General features: G+C 60.0%; 18 protein-coding genes. 15 read left to right on the plus strand and 3 right to left on the minus strand.

Features of this window, described 5'->3' with window-relative positions; genetic code table 11:
• Nucleotides 1–57: 57 nt before the first annotated feature.
• The 3 genes from DXY37_RS04725 (at nt 58) to DXY37_RS04735 (ending at nt 3,375) form a co-directional block, all read left to right on the plus strand.
• A complete protein-coding gene (locus tag DXY37_RS04725; RefSeq protein ID WP_115125588.1) occupies nt 58–1,326 on the plus strand; it encodes an FtsW/RodA/SpoVE family cell cycle protein in 1,269 nt (422 codons plus the stop codon).
• Between the two features lie 88 nt (nt 1,327–1,414).
• A complete protein-coding gene (locus DXY37_RS04730; protein WP_244276886.1) occupies nt 1,415–2,080 on the plus strand; it encodes a cytochrome c biogenesis CcdA family protein in 666 nt (221 codons plus the stop codon).
• A 2-nt stretch (nt 2,081–2,082) separates the two neighbouring features.
• Nucleotides 2,083–3,375, plus strand: coding sequence for a cytochrome c biogenesis protein ResB (locus DXY37_RS04735; RefSeq protein WP_115125590.1), 1,293 nt, complete (start codon nt 2,083–2,085; stop codon nt 3,373–3,375).
• Here the strand turns inward: DXY37_RS04735 and queF are convergent.
• The gene (gene queF / locus DXY37_RS04740; protein ID WP_115125591.1) at nt 3,347–3,757 is read right to left on the minus strand and encodes a preQ(1) synthase; all 411 of its coding nucleotides are present in this window, start codon (nt 3,755–3,757) and stop codon (nt 3,347–3,349) included. The genes DXY37_RS04735 and queF overlap by 29 nt on opposite strands.
• A 295-nt stretch (nt 3,758–4,052) precedes the next feature.
• Between queF and DXY37_RS04745 the strand changes: the two genes are divergently transcribed.
• The 3 genes from DXY37_RS04745 (at nt 4,053) to DXY37_RS04755 (ending at nt 4,937) form a co-directional block, all read left to right on the plus strand.
• Nucleotides 4,053–4,268, plus strand: a complete 216-nt coding sequence (locus tag DXY37_RS04745; RefSeq protein WP_067095989.1) for a DUF4278 domain-containing protein — start codon at nt 4,053–4,055, stop codon at nt 4,266–4,268.
• Between the two features lie 70 nt (nt 4,269–4,338).
• Entirely contained in the window at nt 4,339–4,566 is a 228-nt protein-coding gene (locus tag DXY37_RS04750; protein WP_115125592.1) for a hypothetical protein, read from the plus strand.
• A 32-nt stretch (nt 4,567–4,598) separates the two neighbouring features.
• A complete protein-coding gene (locus tag DXY37_RS04755) occupies nt 4,599–4,937 on the plus strand; it encodes a P-II family nitrogen regulator (protein WP_067095755.1) in 339 nt (112 codons plus the stop codon).
• A 17-nt stretch (nt 4,938–4,954) separates the two neighbouring features.
• On the opposite strand, the gene DXY37_RS04760 is transcribed toward DXY37_RS04755, so the two are convergent.
• Entirely contained in the window at nt 4,955–5,782 is an 828-nt protein-coding gene (locus DXY37_RS04760) for a TlyA family RNA methyltransferase (protein ID WP_115125646.1), read from the minus strand.
• 98 nt (nt 5,783–5,880) lie between these two features.
• Between DXY37_RS04760 and DXY37_RS04765 the strand changes: the two genes are divergently transcribed.
• From DXY37_RS04765 to fumC, 4 genes are all read left to right on the plus strand, one after another.
• Complete coding sequence (locus tag DXY37_RS04765; protein ID WP_115125593.1) at nt 5,881–6,096, plus strand: hypothetical protein; 216 nt, start codon at nt 5,881–5,883, stop codon at nt 6,094–6,096.
• Nucleotides 6,097–6,157: 61 nt separating this feature from the next.
• A complete protein-coding gene (gene purB / locus DXY37_RS04770; protein ID WP_115125594.1) occupies nt 6,158–7,453 on the plus strand; it encodes an adenylosuccinate lyase in 1,296 nt (431 codons plus the stop codon).
• A gap of 15 nt (nt 7,454–7,468) precedes the next feature.
• Nucleotides 7,469–7,576 carry an adenylosuccinate lyase gene (locus DXY37_RS04775; RefSeq protein ID WP_115125595.1) on the plus strand — a complete coding sequence of 36 codons (108 nt, stop codon included), beginning with the start codon at nt 7,469–7,471 and terminating at the stop codon, nt 7,574–7,576.
• A 19-nt stretch (nt 7,577–7,595) separates the two neighbouring features.
• A complete protein-coding gene (fumC, locus tag DXY37_RS04780) occupies nt 7,596–8,993 on the plus strand; it encodes a class II fumarate hydratase (RefSeq protein ID WP_115125596.1) in 1,398 nt (465 codons plus the stop codon).
• Nucleotides 8,994–9,004: 11 nt separating this feature from the next.
• Here the strand turns inward: fumC and DXY37_RS04785 are convergent, their stop codons facing one another.
• Nucleotides 9,005–11,779 carry an RNA helicase gene (locus DXY37_RS04785; RefSeq protein ID WP_115125597.1) on the minus strand — a complete coding sequence of 925 codons (2,775 nt, stop codon included), beginning with the start codon at nt 11,777–11,779 and terminating at the stop codon, nt 9,005–9,007.
• Between the two features lie 73 nt (nt 11,780–11,852).
• On the opposite strand from DXY37_RS04785, the gene DXY37_RS04790 reads away from it, so the two are divergent.
• The 5 genes from DXY37_RS04790 to DXY37_RS13255 are packed head-to-tail and all read left to right on the plus strand — an operon-like array spanning nt 11,853 to nt 15,322.
• On the plus strand, nt 11,853–13,001 hold the full coding sequence (locus tag DXY37_RS04790) for an aminotransferase class I/II-fold pyridoxal phosphate-dependent enzyme (RefSeq protein ID WP_115125598.1): 1,149 nt from the start codon (nt 11,853–11,855) through the stop codon (nt 12,999–13,001).
• A complete protein-coding gene (locus DXY37_RS04795) occupies nt 13,001–13,741 on the plus strand; it encodes an alpha/beta hydrolase (protein ID WP_115125599.1) in 741 nt (246 codons plus the stop codon). The genes DXY37_RS04790 and DXY37_RS04795 overlap by 1 nt, the downstream gene beginning before the upstream one ends.
• Nucleotides 13,741–14,502 (plus strand): methyltransferase, encoded by a 762-nt coding sequence (locus DXY37_RS04800; protein ID WP_115125600.1) that lies wholly within the window; start codon nt 13,741–13,743, stop codon nt 14,500–14,502. The genes DXY37_RS04795 and DXY37_RS04800 overlap by 1 nt, the downstream gene beginning before the upstream one ends.
• Complete coding sequence (gene bioD, locus DXY37_RS04805) at nt 14,499–15,170, plus strand: dethiobiotin synthase (RefSeq protein WP_115125601.1); 672 nt, start codon at nt 14,499–14,501, stop codon at nt 15,168–15,170. Before DXY37_RS04800 ends, bioD begins: the two co-directional genes overlap by 4 nt.
• Nucleotides 15,167–15,322, plus strand: coding sequence for a hypothetical protein (locus DXY37_RS13255; RefSeq protein WP_170951783.1), 156 nt, complete (start codon nt 15,167–15,169; stop codon nt 15,320–15,322). Before bioD ends, DXY37_RS13255 begins: the two co-directional genes overlap by 4 nt.
• Nucleotides 15,323–15,335: the final 13 nt, after the last annotated feature.

Raw genomic sequence — 15,335 nt, forward strand, 5'->3', positions numbered from 1 at the left:
GATCCCTTGGCAAACCGGCCTAAGGACGGCTCAATACATGCAACACCTCCGATCGTTTTGAGCAGCCCCACCGTGATCTCCAAAAGGAGTCGATCCTCACGTCAGGGCACCCTGCGGGAACAGCAGAAGGCTGCTGCTGAATCCAAGTCTTTCTGGGAGCGGTTTCTTCCGCTCGACTGGTCGCTCTGGCCTGCGGAAGCACGCCTGCTGCTGACACTCACGGCCATCTGGAGCTTGGCAGGCCTGCTGGTGCTCGCGTCAGCCAGCTGGTGGGTCGCGGCCCGTGAACAAGGAGAAGGGGCGTACTACGTCAAAAGGCAGCTGGTGTGGATGGCAGCCAGCTGGAGCCTGATGTCATTCACCGCATCGATCAATTTGCGGCGCTGGTTGAAATGGGCGGGGCCCGCACTCTGGATCGGCTGCCTATTGATTGCAGCGACCCTGGTGATGGGAACCACCGTGAACGGCGCCAGCCGCTGGCTGGTGATCGGACCAATTCAGATTCAGCCTTCCGAACTCGTGAAACCGTTTGTCGTGCTGCAAGCTGCAAACCTGTTTGCACACTGGAAACGGACCGGGCTGGATCAGAAGCTGCTTTGGCTGGGCAGTTTTGGGATTCTGGTGCTGCTGATTCTCAAGCAACCCAACCTGAGCACAGCTGCGTTAAGCGGCCTTCTGATCTGGCTAATGGCCTTCTCAGCAGGACTTCCGCTGTTTCAGCTGTTCGGAACGGCCATCGGAGGAGCACTGCTGGGCACCGCCAGCATCCTGATCAACGAATACCAACGTCTACGCGTGATCTCCTTTCTGAATCCATGGAAGGATCCGCAGGGTGATGGATATCAACTCATTCAAAGCTTGCTGGCGATCGGCTCGGGCGGGGTTTTCGGCCAGGGCTTTGGTCTCTCGACCCAGAAACTTCAATATCTGCCGATTCAGAGCACCGACTTCATCTTCGCGGTCTACGCCGAAGAATTCGGACTGGTGGGCTCCTTGCTGCTGCTTCTCTTCCTGATGTTGATCGGCTATTTGGGACTGCGCGTTGCCCTCCGATGCCGCAGCAATCAGGCCAGGCTCGTTGCCATCGGTTGCGCGGCACTCCTGGTAGGCCAATCGGTGATGAACGTGGCCGTGGCATCCGGAGCAATGCCGACCACCGGACTGCCACTTCCGCTGGTGAGCTATGGAGGCAACTCACTGCTTTCGAGTTTGATGATCGTGGGACTTCTGATCCGCTGCTCTCTGGAATCCACAGGCTTGATCGGTGGGCGGGGCCAAGCTCAACGACTGGCATCGGATCAACGCCGTTCACGCCCTGATCGATAGGCTGAACTCTGAGTTTTTCTGAACCGGCTTCACCATCGCCTTCCTCGACCTGGCACTGTCCGATCTGGCCCGAAGCGGTGAAGACCTACTGAACCATGCACTTCAGCAGCCTGGTCCGCTCAGTCTTGGTGCCGTTCTGGTCGTGGGAGCCCTCACCAGCCTTGGACCGTGCTCACTGTCGCTGCTGCCGGTGACGCTGGCGTACCTGGCCGGATTTGAAAGCGATCAACCTGCTTGGCAGCGAAGCCTTGCCTTCTGCGGAGGCATCGTGGGGGCCCTGGTGATGCTGGGCAGCCTGAGCGGACTGCTGGGTGGCATTTACGGTCAGGTGCCTGGTCTGATCCCCACCCTGGTTGCGTTGCTGGCCGTGGTGATGGGGCTCAACCTACTTGGAGTTGTGCGACTGCCCCTGCCGGCAGGCCCGGATCCCAATGCCTGGAGCCGCAAGGTGCCAGCACCGCTGGCACCGATTGCCGCTGGCCTGGCCTTCGGTCTTGCCGCTTCTCCCTGCACTACCCCTGTATTGGCCGTTCTGCTGGGCTGGATTGCCAGCAGTGGCAACGCAATCACAGGACTGGTTTATCTCAGCAGCTTCGGAATCGGCCAGGTGCTGCCTTTGCTGCTTGCTGGAAGCATGGCGGCGTCCCTTCCCAAGCTCATGGCGATGCGCTCGATCAGTCGCTGGATCCCCAGCATCAGTGGTGTCGTGCTGCTCACGATCGGCACGCTCACTTTGCTGACGAGGCTGGTCTAAGCATGCGTTTGTTCAAACGACTGCTGGCACTGCTCTCGAGCCTGCGTCTGGCCATTCTGCTGTTGCTGCTGATTGCACTGGCCAGTGCCGTAGGCACGATCATCCCTCAACAGGAAGCACCTGAGCTCTACCTGGAACGCTTCAATGCCGACCCATGGCTGGGATTGATCAACGGAAACCTGATGCTGCAAGTGCAGCTCAATCACGTTTACTCAAGCGTCTGGTTTCTCTCACTGTTGGCACTGCTCGGGCTGGCACTCACCTTGTGCAGCTGGAGGCGTCAATGGCCGTCACTGAAAGCGGCTCTGCGCTGGACGGATTATTCCCGCCCACGCCAACTGAGCAAACTGGCCCTGGCAGAGACCGTCGCCTGCAGCGACAGCAGCGCCGCACTGAATGATCTGGCCTTGGAGCTCAGGGAACAGGGCTGGAACGTGAGACAGCAGAACGGTCGACTCGCCGCCCGACGAGGCGTCGTCGGTCGCGTGGGCCCTTTGCTGGTTCATACAGGTCTGGTCCTGCTGCTGATTGGAGCAGCCTGGGGTGCACTGGCAGGACAACGGCTTGAGCGCTTTCTCGCCCCTGGACGCTCACTTGATCTGCTGAGTCCAGCCGGCGAGAACAGACTGAGCCTCACCCTGCAGGATTTCGCCATTGAGAGAGATCCCGCCGGCCGACCGGAACAATTCAGCTCGACTTTGCTGCTCAGCCCTAAAGGGAATCAACCAGAGGAACGCACGATCAGCGTGAATCATCCGTTGCGATATCAGGGCATCACCGTTTACCAAGCGGACTGGTCGCTGGCGACGATCACAGTGCAGCTTGGCCGCAGCCCCTTGCTGCAACTGCCATTAAGCAACTTTCCAGAACTTGGCGACCAGATCTGGGGACTCGTGCTCCCCACACGTCCAGATGGGAGTGAACCGGTGTTCCTCAGCACCGGCAGTGAACAAGGTCCGGTGCAGGTGTTTGACTCAGACGGAAGTTTGATCACCAATCTCAGGCCCGGTGGAGACGGGGCTGAGGTGCGAGGACTGCCGCTGAGAGTGGTCGAGATCATGCCGGCCAGCGGACTGCTGCTCAAGCGTGATCCAGGCGTGCCACTGGTTTATGCAGGCTTTGCAATCACGCTGCTAGGGGGTGGGCTGAGCATGGTGGCCACACGCCAGATCTGGGCTGTTGCTGAGACACAGCAAGCCAAGCTTCACGTCGGCGGCCTTTGCAATCGAAACCTTGCGGGCTTTGCCACAGAGCTTCCCCTGATAATTAACAGGGTTGGCGCTCTCCATGGCTGACGCGCACCACGGTGTGCACGTTTCCGCGGGGATAGAAATCAGCCTCCAACTGCATCCAAACCGGATCGCAAGCCTCAACCAAGTCATCGAGGATGCGATTGGCGACCTCTTCGTGGGAGATGGTGCGATTCCTGTAACTGTTCACGTAGAGCTTGATGGCCTTGAGCTCAACGACCCGAGGCCCAGGCTGATACAGAAGTCGCAACACAGCGAAATCGGGGTAACCAGAGAAAGGACAGAGACAGGTGAATTCCGGCAGCTCGATCGAGACCTCATAGGCACGGCCCTGGCGAGGATTCTCAAAACAGAGGAGCTCTGCATCGGCAATGGCCCGTTCCCCATAAAGGGGAGTGCGGGTGGTCTCCGCGGGGGATGCGCTCATGATCGAGAGACGACACAACGGTTTGTGAAGACCTTAAAACCCGACATGAGTGTCGCAAGCGCAGAACAAACCTTGGAAATTCGCGATTTCGAGCCTTGATTCACTCCAAACTGTTCACCATGAACAACATTTATACGGTAGTAATGCATTGAAGGACAAATCGTTGGGCTCGGGCCTGCTCTTACAGACCTCTTCAGCCGGAAGTAGCCACCCGCGTGGCGAAGCTACGCTCCTTCCCACGAAGCGGTCCCGATCAACGATCGGAGCACTCACCACCCTCTTCGAGGCCACTCCTATGACCACGACACAACGCACCTATCGCGGCATCCCTTACAACCCGGCGCAGCATGAGCGCCTAAGCCCGGCCAGGGTTGATCACACCTATCGCGGTCAGCACTACGACGCGCCTCTTTGCCATGCAGCGGCGGCTGAGTCAACAGTGGAACTCCATTACCGCGGCAGCGTTTATCAGCACCGCCGCGAACAGGCCAAGAAGCCACTCAACTCCTGATTCGGTATCAACGCGTACATCCGCGAAAGCATCGGCAAGCCGTAATGGGGTTGTCGACTGAGGCTTCTACATGGATCTCCGCTTGCTCGCTGAAGGCCCTTCCTTCCGGTTGGTCCCAGCCAGCGTTCATGGAATCCTCTGGCTTCAGACCCATTTCGAATCCGAGCACTGGGAACTCCTCGCCGAAGGTCACGTGATTGTGAGTCGGACGGATGCTGAAACACTGATGTTTGACGCCTCCGCAGCCGGCCTGAGCATGAATCCACTTCCTTCCCTGATCCCTACCCAACACGCCTGAGCTCTTAGCTTGTCCAAAGCCGGATAACAGCAATGAAAAAAGTCGAAGCGATCATCCGCCCTTTCAAGCTTGAAGACGTCAAGCTGGCACTGGTGAATGCGGGAATCGTCGGGATGACCGTGAGCGAAGTCCGTGGTTTCGGCCGCCAGAAAGGGCAGGTTGAGCGTTATCGCGGTTCCGAATTCACAGTGGAATTCCTGCAGAAGCTCAAGATCGAGGTGGTCATCGACGATGCTCGTGTTGACACCGTGGTCAATGCCATTGCCGAAGCCGCGAAGACCGGTGAAATCGGAGACGGCAAGATCTTTATCTCACCGGTTGACACCGTGGTTCGGATCCGTACAGGCGATCGCGACGGATCAGCGCTCTGAGTCAGATGCTGCTGACATCACTCACTCAAGGTTGCTGAGACCAGCTTCTCAATCATTGGCGTGTCGACCTCGTGGTCGATGTAAGAGGTCAACCACAGCAGATATTCATGGTTACCGGCTGGTCCGGTCAGGGGAGACGCCACCAGCCCCGATGGCTTCCAGCCAAGCGGCTGAGCAGCTTCGATCACGTCAGTAATGGCATCAATGTGGGCCGCTGGGTCACGCACCACACCGCCTTTACCGACCCTCTGCCGTCCAACCTCAAACTGAGGTTTCACCAACACGATGGCCTCGCAGTCCTTGGCATCAAGATCCTCAGTGATCATGAGACCACGCAGAGCTGGAAGTACTAACGAGAGCGAGATGAACGACACATCGGCCACGGCCAGTGTCGGGCGTTGATCGGCTTCCCCATACAGCTCCTCGGCTGTCAGACGCCTCAAGTTGGTCCGTTCACGCAAGACCACTCGCTCATCGGTGCGCAGGCTCCAGGCGGTCTGGCCGTAACCGACATCAATGCCATAGACACGGCTAGCGCCGTGCTGCAGCAAGCAATCGGTAAAACCACCAGTTGAGATTCCACCATCGAGACAGACGCGTCCGTTCACCTCAACGGGGAAGACCTGCAAAGCGCCCAACAGCTTGTCTCCACCCCTTGAAACGAATCGCGGCGGTTGCTCCACCTGAACCAGCGACTCTTCCGCCACTTCCTGGCCGGGCTTCTCAAGACGCTGTCCATGAACATCACGAACCTTGCCGGCACGAATCAATCGCTGGGCCTGCTGGCGTGATGCAGCCAGGCCCAAAGTGAGCAGATGCAGATCCAGTCGGCGTTTACGAGCCATTTCTTCATAAAAGCAGAGGCGAAATCCGAACAAACCTGCGTGGTTCTTCCAAGAACCCAGACAACTCCTTGAGGATCGACCCGAACCGCGACACGGTTATGTCCGCCAAGCAGCAGCCACGGAACCGCCCCAGCCCTCTCAACGTGGTGGAACTCCTGCATCCCGGAACTTTCGTCATCATCGAAAATCACCCAAACGATCTCCCCCCCTTCCAAGTGATCGAATGTCGAGGTGGACGCTGCACGGTTCGACAACAAGCGTGGGGACAGCACGTGCAATGGGAAGTGGAACATCGGCGCCTGCGTTCTGCCTGAGAACCTGGAAAAGAACCTGCGTCGCCGTATGTTCGAGGATTGACCGTTTGTCTGCGATTCCTTGATCGAGCGCTACACCTTGCCCGAAATGGGCGCGATCTGGACCGATCAGGCCAAGTACCAGAGCTGGCTTGATGTTGAAGTGGCTGCCTGTGAGGCCAACTGCAGCCTGGGACGCGTTCCCAACGAGGCCATGGAGGACATCCGCAGCAAGTCGGCTTTTGAGCCAGCACGGATCCTCGAAATCGAAGCGGAAGTGCGTCACGACGTGATCGCCTTTCTCACCAACGTCAACGAGCACGTCGGCGATGCAGGTCGCTACATCCACGTAGGAATGACCAGCAGCGATGTGCTGGACACCGGTTTGGCCTTGCAGCTCAAGGCTTCCGTCGTTCTGCTGAGGAAGGAACTCAGCGCCCTCGACGCGGCCATCACCAAACTGGCGTCTGAACACAAGTCCACCGTGATGATCGGTCGTTCCCATGCCATTCATGGTGAACCGATCACATTTGGCTTCAAGTTGGCTGGCTGGCTGGCCGAGACCCGCCGCAATGCCGAGCGACTCGAACGACTGGAGCGGGATGTGGCAGTGGGTCAGGTGAGCGGAGCCATGGGCACCTATGCCAACACTGACCCAGAGGTGGAACGTCTCACCTGCGATCGGCTGGGCCTCACCCCCGATACCGCGAGCACCCAGGTTATCTCTCGCGATCGACATGCGGATTATGTCCAGACCCTGGCACTGATCGGCGCCTCACTGGATCGCTTTTCCACTGAAATCCGCAACCTTCAGCGGACGGACGTGCTCGAGGTGGAAGAGAGCTTTGCCAAAGGTCAGAAAGGCAGCTCGGCCATGCCGCACAAACGCAACCCCATTCGCAGTGAACGCATCAGCGGCCTGGCCAGAGTGCTGCGCAGCTATGTCATCGCCGCATTGGAGAATGTGGCGCTTTGGCATGAGCGGGATATCAGCCACAGCTCAACCGAGCGAATGATGCTCCCCGACTGCTCGGTGACACTGCATTTCATGCTGCGGGAGATGACAGCTGTGGTGGCAGGTCTAGGGGTGTACCCGGGCAACATGCTCCGCAACATGAACGTGTACGGCGGCGTGGTGTTCAGCCAGCGGGTGCTACTCGGGCTGGTGGATGCAGGTATGAGCAGGGAAGATGCCTATCGAGTGGTGCAGCGCAATGCTCACAGCGCCTGGAATAACGATGGGGGGGATTTCCGCCGCAACCTTGAAGCTGACCCCGAAGTCACAGCCAAGCTGAGCCCCCAGCAACTAGACGATTGCTTCAGCACCGATCTACACCAGGCAAATCTGGGGGTGATCTGGGAACGCCTGGGGCTTTGAGGCCCGGTCTGAACCATGTTCTGGACCCCCTATGCAGACTGGATTTACGTGGTCGTCAGCGTCAGCGGCATGCTGCTGATCATTGTCCTCGTGCTCAGACCCGGAGCGGGTCCACGTTCTTAACGCATTCACCTGCCCTGCGATGTCAGAAGCGACCAGGATCGAACACGACAGCATGGGGGCCGTGGAAGTCCCCGCAGAGGCTCTCTGGGGAGCGCAAACACAACGGTCTCTGAAGAACTTCGACATTGCTGATGACCTCTTGCCTGCGGAGCTGATTCATGCCCTCGCCCGCATCAAACAGGCCGCAGCGAGGGTGAATGCCCGCCTCGGCGTCATCAGTGAGAGCGACTGTGCCGCCATCGCGACGGCGGCTTCAGCAATTGCAGACGGTCAGCATGATGATCAGTTCCCCTTGCGCGTCTGGCAAACCGGCAGCGGCACCCAGACGAATATGAACGTCAATGAGGTGATCAGCAACCTGGCGGCTCAGGCTGCCGGTGAGCCGCTTGGCAGCCACCGGCCGGTGCACCCCAATGACCATGTCAACCGTTCCCAATCCACAAACGATGCCTTCCCTGCGGCAATTCACGTGGCAGCCGCCGCTGGTGTCGAACATCGACTGCTTCCTGAACTCGATCGATTGATCGATGTTTTCGCAGCCAAAACCGAGCTCTGGAAAGACCTTGTGAAGATCGGCCGCACCCATCTGCAAGATGCGGTTCCGCTCACCCTTGGACAGGAGGCTTCAGCGTGGCGCGACCAGATCGCGGCCGCCCGCGCTCGCGTTGCATGCAGTCTCGCGGAGGTCTATCCATTGCCACTCGGCGGCACCGCGGTGGGAACAGGCCTGAATGCTCCCGATGGTTTCGCCGAACAGGCTGCTCAGGAACTGGCGCAACTCACGGGACTCGCTTTCAGCTCAGCCCCTAACAAATTTGCTGTGATGGCAAGCCACGACGGGCTAGTCCATGCGATGGCACAGCTGCGCCTGCTTGCCGGGAGCTTGCTGAAGATCGCCAATGACATCCGCCTTCTCGCCTGTGGTCCGCGCGCAGGACTCGCAGAGTTGCATCTGCCCGAGAACGAGCCGGGAAGTTCAATCATGCCGGGCAAAGTGAACCCAACCCAGTGCGAAGCGATGGCCATGGTTTGCACTCAGGTGATCGGCCTGGATGCTGCAGTGGCGATGGCCGGAGCTGGCGGCCACCTACAGATGAATGTCTACAAGCCGCTGATCGGCTTCAATCTGCTTCGCTCGATCACCCTGCTCACGGATGCCTGCCGCTGCTTCCGGGTGGCCATGGTCGAGGGAATCGAACCGAACAGGGCCAGGATTCAGCGTGATGTTGAGCAGTCCCTCATGCTGGTGACACCTCTGGCTCCGATGATCGGATACGACAAGGCCAGTTCAATTGCGAAATACGCCCATGAGCAGGGTCTGAGCTTGCGCGATGCGGCTCTGGACCTTGGCTATGTCAGCGCTGAGGACTTCGACCGCATCGTCGATCCCGCTGACATGGCACGTCAGCAGAGCTGAAGAAACCGCTATCAGGCGGCCCGTTCCGTAGCGGGATTGAGACCCTCTGACTCCGCTGCGGCAGCCTTCTGCAGATCATCAGCTTCGGCAACAGGAAAACGGTTGATCACCTTGAGGGCCTGACGGGCATGGCTGCGTAGCTGCTCACTGATCGCTTCGCAGTAGGGAACCTGTGCCAACAGATCCACCGTGCGGCGCATGATCCGCACCACATCACCTTCATCCAGAGAGGTGTTGGCAATCAGGTCATTCCAGGCCGTGCCACTGGCCCATGCCGCCACCAGTCCCATCAGCTCGGGCTCCCACCAGGCCGGGACAACAACCTGATGACGTTCCTGTGCGCGCAGCAACTCACGTCGCAAACCGGAGAGGTCGTGCAGTGCCTCCTCGGCAAGGGGTGGCGCTGGGAATCCGCTCCAGAGGTCCGGACGGTTCACCTCCGTGCTGATCGCTTCAAACACGGCGGCTAGCTCTGACGGCGGCAGATCATCAAGGTGACCGCTCATCAGGGCCAGACCAAGCCAGAGTTCGTTGTCGCCTCGGAGAGCCGCCACGGTGCGACCGATCTCCGTGGGTTCGAGCTCATCAAGAGCTGCGAAGTGCTGAAGGATCTCCATCAAAGCGAGAAAGGTCTCCCAGTGACGGTTGGCGCGATGGTGAAGCAGTTGCTGCCGCTCGGCGATCTCCAGATCCAAGTCCTCCATGCGCCGGCGGTGCTTCTTAAGTTGCTTACGGTCTCCCCAGCGATGGGCGGGGTGAGCTTCGAGATCGGCTTCAAGGGTCTGCACCGTCTGCGCCTGGGAGAGCACTTCCCCTGCCAGGTCGTACTGAGGAGTCGTCATGTCATGGCGCTGAGCCATATGCCCCACTGCCAGAGCCAGACCACCGCTGCTCTGATCCCCATGGCGGAGCTCACCGGAACGACCGAGTTCTGGAGCTAAGACGCCATCCACTTGCAGACAGCTCAGCTCCGCATGCAGGCTCACCACCGCCTGACAGGGCAACATCAACCAAACGTTGTCGATGGTGAGGCAGAGCAGCAGCGGGAACTGTCCCGGCCCCTCGCACTTCTCCACGATCACCGCCGGAGTAACGCCACCACGCAGTTGCGGGGCCTTCAGGCTGACCAGCGTTCCGACGCTCGCAAACTGCAGAGCCAGCGTGAGCTCATGCGCCAGGGTTTCCTCGGCCTGTTGCTGAAGGATGCGCATCAGTCGCCGCTCTTCGCGCAGGCGCCCACGCCGTTTTTCGTAGTCCTCGAAGTCTTCCCACGGCACATCACCGGCCGCCCCCTGCAACTGCCCAAGCTGCAGACGCAACTGCTCAAGGATCTCCTCCTCCTCGACCAAGTCCAGGCTGGCCAGATAGCGGCCGAAGCTGCGTTCCACCAGCTCGCGCGCCTTGGCCAGATCATGGCGCTGCAGCAGGTTGAGGACCATCCCATAACTGGGGGTGAACTGGCTCACCAGCGGATCTGGAGGACTCGTTGCCAGTTGACCGGCTTCGCGAACTCCTTCGAAACGGCTCTGCACCGTGACCACATAGCCCTGGGAGTCAAGTCCACGCCGTCCTGCTCGACCAGCCATCTGCAAAAACTCACTGGCCATCAAGGGGCGATGGCCACGCTCTGTGCGTTTGGACAGTGACGCAATCACTGTGGTGCGCGCGGGCATATTGATGCCCGCCGCCAGTGTTTCTGTGGCAAAGACCACCTTCACCAGACCTTGCTGGAACAACTCCTCAATCAGCTCCTTCCAGGCCGGGAGGACTCCTGCATGGTGCGCAGCAATGCCACGCAGCAGGGCATCAGCGTGAATGCCATCGCGAACAGCTTCAGGATTGGCTGATGTGTAGGCGTTGAGACGCTCACGGATTCGGGCCTGCTCCGCCTCGGTCACCAAGCACTGCACCCCCAGGTCGCGAACGGCCTTATCGCAACCACGACGACTGAAGATGAAGTAGATGGCTGGCAACATATCGCGCTCGGCCATCTGGGCCACCACAAAGCTGATCGGTGGCGGTTCGGGCTGGGGAGGCCTGGGGGAACGGCCCTTGCGCTTGTGTCCCTTGGGAGCTCGCCAGACCTTGCAGTTGGGATGAAGGCCTGAGCCGTGCTCATTGAGCAACGGGTGCAGCCCCTTGGCACTGCAGAAACCGAAATGCAATGGCACAGGCCGAAAGTCACTCAGCACAAGCGTGGTGGGACCGTGCACCTTTTCGATCCAATCTGTGAGCTGCCCGGCATTGGCCACCGTGGCCGAGAGCGCCACGAGCTGGACAGGCGGCGGTGAGTGAATGATTGATTCCTCCCAAACGGTGCCGCGCTGAGAGTCATTCATGTAGTGGCACTCATCCAGCACCACGGCCTCCACGTCGGCGAGTGGATCGTCGTGCTCGTCCGCCTCGGCATAGAGCATGTTCCGGAAGATCTCCGTGGTCATCACCACGATTGAGGCATCCCTGTTAACGCTCAGATCACCGGTCATCAGGCCCACGTTCTCCGCACCAAATTGCTCTCGGAAATCGCGCAGCTTCTGATTGGAAAGAGCTTTCAGCGGTGTGGTGTAAAAAACTTTCTGGCCATGTGCCATGGCGCGATGGATGGCGTACTCACCGATCAGGGTTTTTCCAGATCCTGTGGGCGCACTGACCACCACGGAATGGCCTTGGTTCAGAGCGTCGATCGCCTCCAGCTGAAAGTCATCCAGCGGAAAAGGAAACAACTGCGACGGATCCGGCGACCCTCCCTGCACGGGCTCTGAAGGCTGGTTGTCTTGATCCGCCATGAGTCAATCCTAGGGACGCCGCCAAAAGGGCAGTGCATCCCCAACACGATCGGCGTGGACCGAGACTGCATGCATGAGCACTCCTCCGGCCCGTCGCCGTCAGCTGCGCACCTGGTCGCCTGCCAGGAAGCAGGAGCTTGTGCAGGCCGTCAACGCTGGTTCGGCATGTGGCCCGGAGCTGCTTGACCTGGCGAGCAACGATTATCTGAGCCTCTGCCGGCATCCTTCCCTGATCGCCGCGGCCGAGGCGCAATTGCGATGCAGCGGCGTGGGAGCAGGCGGCTCACGGCTGGTCAGCGGCAGCCGGCCTGTGCATGACCAATTGGAGTCAGAGCTGGCGCAATGGCTCGGCCGCGACAAAGTGTTGCTGTTCCCAAGCGGGTTTCAGGCAAATCTTGCGGCGGTCAAAGCCCTGGCGAACAGGCATACCACCGTTGTCGCGGATCGGCTGATTCATCACTCACTGCTGGTGGGCGTGCAAGCCAGCGGTGCCCGACTCCGGCGTTTTGTCCACAACGATCTTGAATCGCTGGAGCGTCTGATGCTGCGCTGTCGCAGCGAGCATCCAGACGCGCACCTGCTGGTGATCACTGAAAGCCTGTTCAGCATGGAAGGCACCAGTCCAAGGGTGCATGAGCTGGCAACACTCTGCGAGCGCCATAACGCGAGCCTGCTCCTGGATGAGGCCCATGCCCTCGGTGTACTTGGCGAAGGAGGCCGTGGCCTCGGCTTTGGAGAACGGAGAGTGACGATGCTCAGCGGCACCTTCGGCAAGGCTTTCGGCAGCGGCGGAGCCTTCCTGGCCTGCAATGGCGAGCTTGGAGAGCACTTGCTTCAGGAAAGCGGAGCCTTCCGTTACACAACTGCACTGGCACCACCACTGGCTGCAGCAGCTCTTGCCGCTCTGGAGCTGATGCGAAACAACCCGGACTGGGGCCAGAAACTGGTGCAACGCAGCAACACCTGGCGTGACCGCCTCGTCGAAGCAGGCTGGGCGCGACCGACAGGTGGCGGGCCGATCGTGCCACTGCTCGTTGGAGAGGATCAGCGATGTCTGAATTTGCAACGCCATCTCGAACTCTCGGGCCTTTTGACCGCTGCAATCCGCCCACCCACCGTTCCGGAAGGCAGTGCCCGGCTACGTCTGGTTTTGCATCGCCTCCTTCCCGATGAGACATTGGAATCACTGCTGAGGGCCCTCTCCGATGGCCGCGTTTCCTGATGAAACAGGTCATCGCCATGCATGGCTGGAGCAGCGACAGCACAGCTTGGGCTCCATGGGAGCGTCATTTCAGCCATCGCGGCTGGCTCTGGCAAAGCGGCGAACGCGGCTACGGCAACAGGCGATCTTGCGATCCAAACTGGGCAGAGCCAGCCAGCGGCGGCACAAACCCATGCAGGGCCATGCAGCGCAGGGTCGTGATCGCCCATTCCCTCGGCCCCCATCTGCTGGAACCCTCTGTGCTGAACCAGGCCACGGATGTGGTGCTGCTCGCCAGCTTCGGGCGATTCGTTCCGCAGGGGCCAGAGGGGAGGGCGTTGCGCACTGGCCTTCGGGGCATGCAGAACGCGATCGGCAGTCCCGGTGAGGCCAAGATGCTCAGAACCTTCCTGAAACGCGCAGCGCAACCCGCTGATCTGTGCGATCTGCCACCTGGACCGGAACAGCACGGACTCTCCCAGCGTGGGAGGGACTGTCTAAAAGATGATCTTGAGCGCCTGATCAAAACCTCGGGCCTGCCAACGGGCCTGCCAAAAACCGCCCGTGTGTTGGTGGTGGATGGGATGGATGATGCGATCGTTGCGCCGGCAGCAAGCCGTGAACACCTTTTAGCCCTCACGAGCCACCTGCAGGATGCGCCCGAGCAATGGCAGCTCCAGGATGTCGGTCACGCACTGCTGGTCCCGGATCTGCTCGTGCGGGTCCAGCAGTGGCTGGATCACAACTGTCGAGCAAACTGATGGCCCCCATCGACAACTGGGGCGACAAAGTCCTCAGCCGTTTCGATCAGTCGGCGCAGAACTACAACGCCTCAGCAACGCTGCAGCATGCTGTGGCCGGTCAGCTGGCGAATCATTGCAGACAACAGGTCGTCCCCAGAGGACTGTGGGTCGACCTCGGCAGCGGCACCGGACACCTGGCTGAGGCGCTGGAAGCCCGGCACCCAGGGCAACGCGTGCTGCGTGTGGACGGCAGCGAGGCCATGCTTCGCCAACAACCGCTCTCCTCCAAAACCCAGCAATGGGATCTGAGAAGACCGTTGCCACGATGGCCTGAGGCTCCCAGTCTTCTGGCATCGAGCTTCTGTTTGCACTGGTTACCGACACCCGGTGAGGTGATCCGGCATTGGCTGCATCAGCTGGCTCCGGGGGGATGGTTGGCGGTAGCACTGCCGGTCGAAGGTTGCTTCCCTCAGTGGCATCGGGCCGCGGAAACCACCGGCGTCCCCTGCACAGCTCTTGCCTTCCCAGAGATGGAAGCCTTGCTCCGATGGGTCAGGGCGGATCAGATCAGGATGCAGGAAGACATGCACTGCAATGCTGTAGCTCCAACCCTGACCAAGCTGCTGAAACCGCTACGCAAGGTTGGAGCGGACTGCAGCACGCAGCCGTCGCTGCCGGTTCGAGACTGGCGCGCACTGCAGCAGGCCTGGCCCGATCACGATAGTGCGGGACAGCTCAGACTCACCTGGGTGATCCAGTTGCTGCTGATCCAACGATGAGACCGAGCTCAGCTGCACTGCGCCTTGTGGTCTGCGGCACCGACACGGATGTGGGCAAAACAGTGGTCAGTGCACTGCTGGTCCAGGGGCTGAATGCTGTGTATTGGAAACCGGTGCAGAGCGGTCTGGAGAACGGCGGTGATCGTGAGCGGGTGGTGGAGCTGATCGACCTTCCCTCCAATCGCTGGATCGCCGAGACCTATGCCTTCCAGGCAGCTGTTTCACCCCATTGGGCAGCGGAACTCGAAAACAGACGCCTTGATCCGACGCAACTGACGCTTCCAGCGACGGGGACCAGGCCACTGGTGGTGGAGACCGCCGGCGGACTGCATGTCCCACTCACTCGCTCCTGGCAGCAGATCGATCAGCTGCAGGAGTGGATGCTGCCCGTTGTTCTGGTGGCCCGCAGCGGGCTGGGCACACTGAATCACACCCTGCTCAGTCTTGAAGCGCTACGCAACCGCAAGATCCCTGTGGTCGGCTTGATTCTGAATGGTCCTGCCCATGCCGACAATCCGCGAACTCTCAGTGAGATTGGCAATGTTCCTGTGCTGGCGGAACTGCCCCCCCTGCATCCTCTCAATGCGGAAACTCTGCGCCATGCATGGTGCAACCAGGGCCTCGGCCCTAAGTTCGAGGCATTTGCGAACCTTCCGGACAACCGATGACAAGACGTCAGACCTGGGCCACAGTGGCCGTTGCGCTCCTCTGCGGCGGCATCCTCGTGCTGTTCACCGATGTTGAAGTGCAGCTTGTGCGCTGGTTCAACTGCGGGCCGATCGCAACCCTCGGAGAACAAGACAGCAAGGTCTGCGAGTAGAGAGCTCAGGCAG

This window comes from Synechococcus sp. GEYO, from assembly GCF_900473955.1.
Classification (GTDB): domain Bacteria; phylum Cyanobacteriota; class Cyanobacteriia; order PCC-6307; family Cyanobiaceae; genus Synechococcus_C.